Genomic DNA, 7,682 nt, shown 5'->3' on the forward strand with positions numbered 1-7,682 from the left:
AACCGCAACAATAGTGTATTCTGAATTCAAATTTATCCCGCTCTCAGAGCCGTAACATCAATGGTTAACCCTTGAAATATCTTGCTTCGTTTCGCACCACGCTGAGGATCTCCCGTTATCTTTTCCGGGTGCTGGCGCTTATGTTGTGGACACTGGGTGTGCTGCTGACCACCTTTTATGTGCTGAGTATTTTCCATAACAAAGAATCCGAGATCCGCGATGAGGACAACCTCAATTACGATCTGGCGCAGAGTTACGTCAAAAACTCGAATGACGTCATGCACAGCATTAAGTTTATGGCAGAGAAACGGCTCAGCGACTCGATGAACGGGCTGGATATCATCAATGGCATGATCAGCACCAAAAATACCACGCCGACGTATCTCTCCCTGTTCCCTGAATCTGATTGTTCCCAGATCAACGACAGCTACCGTAATTCGCTGTCTTCACTGGGTAACATGATCCACTACTGGAAAGACAATTTTTCCGATGCCTATGATCTCAACCGCGTGTTTTATATCAGCGGTGAGAATTTGTGTCTGGTCGATTTCGGTATCAGCAGTGAACCGCTTGAGCGTGAGAGTCAGGATCAACTGAAATCGCTGCACGAAAAAATCCTGCAATACCGCAACGGCAAGAGTCAGGATAAAGAAAACAGCCTGTACTGGGTGTCGCAGTCCGACAATAAAGACTCCGGTTATTTGTACGTGCTGACGCCGATTTATGTTGGCAACAAGCTGGAAGCGCTGATGGGCATTCAGCAAAACCTGCGTATGGAAGATCTGATCAACCCGAACGCCCAGCACACTTCCGTCACGCTGCTGGACGCCGATGATCAGCCCTTGCTGCGGATTTCTGAAAATGAACACACCAATCCCGCGCCGGGAGTGTATCCGCAGGAAAGCGCGTATTTCGGATACGTGAATGGCTACAAAGATCTTATTTATAAAAAGCCGCTGACGCCATCGTCCCTCAGCGTGGTGTATTCCATGCCGTTTAATACGGTGATTGAGCGGTTTAAAATCCTGATATTTAACGCCGTCTTACTGAATATTTTCTCCGGCCTGCTGCTGTTTATTCTGGCCTGGGTATTTGAGCGCAAAATGTTTTTACCGGCGGAGGAGAACGCTTTCCGGCTGGAAGAGCACGAGCAGTTCAATCATAAAATCGTGGCCTCAGCCCCGGTCGGGATATCCATTTTGCGTATCAGCGATGGCGTAAACATCCTGAGTAACGAGCTGGCGCACAACTATATCAGCATGCTGACGCAGGAAGACCGGCAGCGCATTACGCGGATCATCTGCGATCAGCAGACGAATTTCGTCGATGTTATCACCAAGAACAATAACAACATCCAGCTGAGCTTCGTGCATTCGCGTTACAGAAACGAAGACGTGGCGATTTGCGTACTGATCGACGTCAGCGCGCGGGTGAAAATGGAAGAATCCCTGCAGGAAATGGCGAACGCCGCCGAGCAGGCCAGCCAGTCGAAATCTATGTTCCTGGCGACGGTCAGCCACGAATTACGTACGCCGCTGTACGGTATCATCGGTAACCTGGATTTACTGCAAACTCAGGGACTGCCGCAGGGGGTTGACCGTCTGGTGACGGCGATGAACAACTCCTCGGCGCTGTTACTGAAAATCATCAGCGACATTCTCGACTTCTCCAAAATCGAATCCGAGCAGCTGAAAATCGAGCCGCAGGACTTCTCCTGTCGCGAAGTGATCACCCACATTGCCGGTAACTATCTGCCGCTGGTGGTGAAAAAACGCCTCGGGCTGTACTGCTTTATCGAGCATAACGTGCCGTTATCGTTCAATGGCGATCCGGTGCGTTTACAGCAGGTCATTTCGAACATCCTCAATAACGCGATCAAATTCACCGATACCGGCTGTATCGTGCTGAACGTCAGAACCTGCGGCAACTACCTCGAATTCCAGGTGCGCGACACCGGCGTCGGCATTCCCGAGCGGGAAATCACCCGCCTGTTTGATCCGTTCTTCCAGGTCGGAACCGGCGTGCAACGTCATTTCCAGGGCACCGGGCTGGGTCTGGCGATCTGTGAAAAGCTGATTAACCTGATGGATGGCGATATCGAGGTGGAATCCGAGCCGGGGCTGGGCAGTTCCTTCACGGTGCGCATCCCGCTGTATAACGCCATCTTCCCGTCAGGGGAACCGCTGGATAACTGGCAGGACAAAACAATCTGGCTGGATGTGCGCAATGCTTATCTGGAAAGCTATCTGATGCAACTGATGCGTTATTACGGTGCGAACGTTCAGCGTTGCGAGCCGGGGCTGCAAAGTCAGCGTGAAGACGTGCTGATCACCGATACGCCATTGATCCACAAGGGTGAGCTGGCCGCGCAGATTGAATTCTCCATCGACCATATCGGGCCACCGGTGGAAACCCGGCCGGGCTATTGGGTTCACAGCACGTCAACGCCGCTGGAAATCACCGCGCTGCTGAATCGTATTTACCGCCTTGAGGCTGAAACGGAAGAAGGCACACCGGCTCTTCCAGAAGCCACGGCGCAGGATTACAGCGATGTGACTCTGCTGGTGGTGGATGACCATCCGATTAACCGTCGTCTGCTTGCTGACCAGCTGGGAACCATGGGGTATATCGTGGTGACGGCGAATGACGGAATGGATGCGCTGGATGCCATGCGTGCGCATGAAATTGATATTGTGCTCAGCGACGTTAACATGCCGCGACTCGATGGTTATGGCCTGACGCAGAAACTGCGCGAACTCGGTCACACGCTGCCGGTGATTGGGGTAACGGCCAACGCGCTGGCGGAACAGCGTCAGCGTTGTCTGGAAGCGGGTATGGATAACTGCCTGTCGAAGCCGGTCACGCTCGATACCCTGCGCAGTACCCTCAGCTACTACAGCGCGCTGGTGCGCAAAAAACGACAGTCCTGACGGACGACGTCGGAAAATACAAAAGGCACCTTCCGGTGCCTTTTGTACGTCTGGACCTACATATCGCCCTGAAACGTTAGTCTTTATCCACCGGCTGTGAGCTGACGGAAGACAGGTAGTTCAGCAGGGCGATATCATTTTCAACGCCCAGTTTCAGCATGGCCGATTTCTTCTGGCTGCTGATGGTCTTGATGCTGCGGTTCAGTTTTTTGGCAATCTCAGTCACCAGGAAGCCTTCTGCGAACAGGCGCAGCACTTCGCTTTCCTTCGGAGACAGGCGTTTGTCGCCGTAACCGTTGGCGCTGATTTTTTCCAGCAATTTTGCCACGCTGTCAGGCGTGAATTTTTTCCCTTTCTGCAAAGCGGCCAGCGCTTTCGGCAGATCGGTGGGTGCGCCTTGTTTAAGCACAATCCCTTCGATATCCAGATCGAGAACAGAACTGAGGATCGCCGGGTTATTGTTCATGGTAAGAACAATAATGGAGAGCTGCGGGTAATGGCGTTTGATGTATTTGATCAACGTGATGCCATCGCCGAATTTGTCGCCCGGCATGGACAGGTCTGTGATCAACACATGGGCATCAAGTTTGCTTAAGCTGTTAACCAGTGCCGTTGAGTCTTCGAACTCGCCTACAACATTCACCCATTCAATTTGTTCAAGGGACTTACGAATACCAAACAGGACGATAGGATGGTCATCAGCAATAATTACGTTCATATTATTCATGTGATTAGCTACCTTGCTGGAGCAGTCTGGAGACAAAAGAATCAATGTGATTGATGGTTTCAGTAATCTGTAATGCATCGCCATCTGCGATGTATTGTTCTAACGATTCACACATTTGCTTGCCTGGGGTCAGGTTCAGCATGGCGAACACCCCCTTGAGACGATGTGCTGTTTGGGAAAGTGATGTGAAATCACGGCGTTGGTTTTCATTATACAGTTTCTCAAGATCTTCCGGTACTGTCTCGACAAAAAGCTGATAGTAATCGCTTGATTTTAGCTGCTTTTCATAAAAGTCGAGAGAGTCTTCTCCGGGTTCTTCGGGTGAAACACTGTCATCGGACACAGCAAATTGCTGCTCAATTAACAGTAAGGTTGCGTCGATCAGCGCACTGCTGATGTTGTAATTGACGCGGATATAATGCTTTTCAAGCTGCTGGAAACCGGACTCATCGTCGGTCAGCAGCAGCGTAAATTTGTCACTGTTTTGCGGATTATCTGTCAGTAAAACATCATATTCCCGCGCCACCTGACGGTCATCCGCCACGATGCAGACAGCGCCGTAAGCGTTCATGGTCCGCGTAACAATACCGCGAACTTCATCCGATGTGATATCGAGTAACACCGTCACATCGTTGAGTAATTTCTCGTCGTCCGCTTCCACTTCCTGCGCTTCCTGACGCTGTTTAACGCGAACAGTATAGCGCGTGCCGATATTGAGCTTGCTGCGGATTTCCAGCTGACCGCCCAGTTTTTTGCACAACTGATTACACAGGAAGAATGTCAGCCCGGAGCCGTGATTAAAGCGATCGACTAACGTCTGGCTCAGGAAAGGATAATTCAGATTGCTCAATTCTTCTTTGGAAATTCCGCTGCCGGTGTCGTTAATGTGGAAAATCAGCTGATCCGGGCGATCTTCGTCCTGTTCGCTGGTCAGCGTGACTTTACCCAGAGACGTCGTGACAATGGCGTAATCAAGCAGCAGGGACAGGATTTTCTTCACGGCCTGCACATCGCCGGTAAAGGTGGCGTCCGGCGCAATCTGGAAATGATTGAGCAAGCCAAGTCCTTTCTGACTCAGGCGGGGCAGGGCCTCGAGCAGCAGTTCATCAACCATCGCTGACAGCACATAGCTTTCATTGGCCGGTTGCCAGTCCTGGGTTTCCAGCCGGGTCAGCAGGGTGATGTTATCCACCAGCGTCAGCGCATTCCGCGATTCATTGAGCAGCTTGCCTTCCAGCGTCTGACGTTCTTCGGGGTGCTGTTCTTCCACCAGCGCGACCGCCAGCCCGTTCAGTTCCTGCAACGGCTGATTCAGCTCAATGCCCAAATTATGCAGCATCAGTTTGCGCGCCTGCAGGTTCTTCTCAAACTCACGTTTGGCCTGTTGCAGCGTGCGGTTCACCATCACCTCTTTATCCTGATCGTGGAGCATAAACAGGTAGGTTTCCGGCGAAATCTGACTGCGGATCATGCGGATTTCATAGACTTCATTATTCACCGTCGCCTGAATGGTGCCGTGATGCTGCTCGGCCATATTGGCGATTTTATTCAGGCTAAGGTGCGGTAACAGCTGATCAGCGATTTTGTTACTGAGGATCACGCTGTGATTGCTGAAGTTATACACCAGCAAACCAAGCGGCAGACCCGAGATGATTTCCTGATTCAGCGCCTGCTGCATTTGCAACTGCGCGGCCATATTCTCGCTTGGCCGGATGTACTGATGGCGGATGAAATAGATGCTGGCCATCGCCAGACCCATCAGGAACAGGTTGATGAGGATCAGCCAGAAGTTATTGCGGGAAAGATCCACCACCAGACTGACCAGCGGCACGCGATAGGTCAGCGACAGCGGGGAATTGCTCAGCGGCACGTCAAACACCAGCGACCAGCCCTGCATCACAATGCTGCTGGCGGCGGCGTTGTCATCATCTGCCGGATCGCCTTCATTCACGGCGGTGGTGTTGCCATTAAGCTGGAAATTATCCCGCGCCATGTTGTAAGGGATCAGATCACTCATCGGCAGATCGAAGGCAATCACGGTCGCCAGATGGCCCGGATTATTGAAGGTTGTGCGCAGTGAGAAAGAGTAATCATTGCTCTGGCGTGATTTACGCAAAGCCGAATAACTTTCACGTTCATCCAGCGTGTTGGCCTGTTGCAACATTTCGGCGCGACGCGATTGCAGCGTACTGGTGAAGTAGTTTTCCTTCAGGCGGGAATCCTGCTGTTGCAGCGGCACGGTAGTGACCAGCAGCATGCTGTTGTCCTGACCGTTGAGGTAGTACAGCGAATACGGCTGGTTAGTGGCGCCCCACTGGTCATCCAGAAACGCCGAAATTTTCAGGGTCAGATCCAGCGTTGAGCTGTCATGTGTACCGAAAATCAGCGCATCGGTTTTTTTGTGAGGTTTCGAGACAAAATACATGTCCTGACGCAGGCGGATTTCCTGCGCGCTGACCGCTTCCGGCGACAGCGGCTGGCCGGCGAAGTTGTCATAAATCTGATAGGTCATATAACGGTACTTATCGATGCGCTTTTGCAGCAGTTCGGCGGTGTTCTGCACCGTGCGCAGTTTGTCGTTCAGATAAGCATTGGTGTAATTATAGCCATACAGGCCCAGCCCCATGACCAGCAGCAAAACGAAGAACCAAAAGAACCGCGTGATATTGGTCGAGGTCAGCGATAAGTATTTACCAGCCATGATGATGAGTTTTTTCCTTCATTCTTGTTATCACTCTTTTTTATCTGACAACGGCTCTGGCGCAGGCAGCGACGCATAACATCATGGCTGCCACGCAACCTAAGGCAATGGACAGGCTGCTGACTTGCGCAATAAAACCGATCAATGCCGGACCGGCCAGGATCCCGGCGTAGCCCAATGTGGTCACCGACGCAATCGCCATACTGGCGGGCATCGACGTCTGATTTCCCGCCGCGCTGAACATGATGGGCACCAGATTAGCGGCACCAAATCCAATCATGACAAAGCCCAGTCCGGCTATCCACAAATTATCGACGGTGGTCAGCAACACCAGCCCGAGGCTGGCACATAAACTGCCGTACATCAGCACATTAAAACGGCCAAACGTGGCGATGATCCGGTCACCGGTAAGACGTCCGGCAGTCATGGCGACGGAGAACACCGCGTAACCCAGACCGGCCTGATGGGCCGACACGCCGCGTTCCGTCGTCAGGAACAGTGCGCCCCAGTCCAGCATTGACCCTTCGGTCATAAACATCACAAAACATAAAAATCCGAGTAATACCACCCAGCCACGGGGCAGCACAAATATCGGGCCGTCGCCTTCATGACGGGTGTGACGCCACAAATGCGGACTGGTAAACACCACCAGAATCGCCAGCAGAATCACCACCAGAACCACCGACTGAAACGGTGTCAGCCCGAGAAACAGCAGGCCGGTGACCGCCAGCGCGCCAAAAATACTGCCCATGCTGAAGAAGCCATGAAACCCGGACATCATCGCGCGTCCGCTGGCTTTTTCCACCACCACCGCATGCACGTTCATCGCCACATCAATCATGCCCATTGCGGCACCGAACACCAGCAGGATCAGCGCCATACCCGCCGTGCTGTCCATCAGCGTCAGCAAAGGCAAAGACAATAACAGCAAGGTGCTGGCAATCAGAATCACCGTCTTACAGCCCAGCTTACCGGTCAGAAAACCGGTCAGCGGCATCGAAAAGGTCGAGCCTGCGCCGATGCATAACAGCAGCAGTCCCAGCGTGCCGTCGCTGATCGCCAGACGCAATTTCACAAAGGGCACCAGCGGTGCCCAGGCGGCCATGGCAAAGCCCGAAAGCAGAAACGTCAGTCGTGTTGCATGTTGCTGCGCCACGCCCGGTACAGAGGCGGCCGCGCGCGGTAAGGCAGGGGATGAATCTGTGGTCATCGGGTCATGAGACATGACGGTAAAATCCTTTTTGCTGTACGTAAGAAGGGTGACTCACATTCCACCTGTCTGACTGACCGGACACTTTATCAGAAAGCATAAGTTACTGTGATT

At 52.5% G+C, this 7,682-nt stretch carries 4 protein-coding genes; 1 reads left to right on the forward strand and 3 read right to left on the reverse strand.

The window, feature by feature from the left end:
* Positions 1–71 precede the first annotated feature (71 nt).
* Positions 72–2,930 (forward strand): two-component system sensor histidine kinase RcsC, encoded by a 2,859-nt coding sequence (gene rcsC, locus EDF78_RS08960; protein ID WP_133822940.1) that lies wholly within the window; start codon positions 72–74, stop codon positions 2,928–2,930.
* 76 nt (positions 2,931–3,006) lie between these two features.
* Here rcsC and rcsB read toward each other — a convergent pair whose 3' ends face one another.
* The 3 genes from rcsB to EDF78_RS08975 are packed head-to-tail and all read right to left on the reverse strand — an operon-like array spanning position 3,007 to position 7,568.
* Positions 3,007–3,657 carry a response regulator transcription factor RcsB gene (rcsB, locus tag EDF78_RS08965; protein ID WP_013574620.1) on the reverse strand — a complete coding sequence of 217 codons (651 nt, stop codon included), beginning with the start codon at positions 3,655–3,657 and terminating at the stop codon, positions 3,007–3,009.
* Positions 3,658–3,661: 4 nt separating this feature from the next.
* Positions 3,662–6,358, reverse strand: coding sequence for a phosphotransferase RcsD (rcsD, locus tag EDF78_RS08970; RefSeq protein ID WP_133822941.1), 2,697 nt, complete (start codon positions 6,356–6,358; stop codon positions 3,662–3,664).
* 40 nt (positions 6,359–6,398) lie between these two features.
* On the reverse strand, positions 6,399–7,568 hold the full coding sequence (locus EDF78_RS08975) for an MFS transporter (protein WP_095925179.1): 1,170 nt from the start codon (positions 7,566–7,568) through the stop codon (positions 6,399–6,401).
* Positions 7,569–7,682: the final 114 nt, after the last annotated feature.

It is taken from the genome of Rahnella sp. BIGb0236 (assembly GCF_004364755.1).
GTDB lineage: Bacteria > Pseudomonadota > Gammaproteobacteria > Enterobacterales > Enterobacteriaceae > Rahnella > Rahnella victoriana.

Bases quoted from the DNA above. Each gene is read 5' to 3' on its own strand.
- rcsB (WP_013574620.1), bottom strand. From the start codon at position 3,657: ATGAATAATATGAACGTAATTATTGCTGATGACCATCCTATCGTCCTG.
- rcsD (WP_133822941.1), bottom strand. From the start codon at position 6,358: ATGGCTGGTAAATACTTATCGCTGACCTCGACCAATATCACGCGGTTC.
- EDF78_RS08975 (WP_095925179.1), bottom strand. From the start codon at position 7,568: ATGACCACAGATTCATCCCCTGCCTTACCGCGCGCGGCCGCCTCTGTA.